Genomic DNA, 225 nt, shown 5'->3' with positions numbered 1-225 from the left:
GAACTTGAAAGGTTGTAGAATCAAGGATGCGAATGCGCTCAAAGTAAGCAGAAAGAGAATGGGAAATCTTAGATAACCCTCCAATTTTAGCTTGTAGAAGTGTAGTAAATATAGTTCGAAAGAAAGCTACAGAAGCTGAGTTAAAGCGTCGATTAAGTCCCTCCGGACTCAATAAAATTCCTGTTGAGGTTTCTAATTGACTACAAAGTTGAGTAAGAGAGGTAG

Annotated in this window: 1 pseudogene; it reads right to left on the bottom strand. The window is 38.2% G+C overall.

Going from position 1 to position 225, the window contains the following annotated elements:
• Positions 1 to 225 (bottom strand): annotated as a pseudogene (locus MR059_RS21680) (IS4 family transposase); the annotation flags it as partial.

This window comes from Bacillus cereus group sp. BfR-BA-01522, assembly GCF_022662635.1.
GTDB lineage: Bacteria > Bacillota > Bacilli > Bacillales > Bacillaceae_G > Bacillus_A > Bacillus_A cytotoxicus.
Note: the sequence above shows the minus strand (reverse complement) of the source record. Positions and strands in the feature narration are given on the sequence as shown.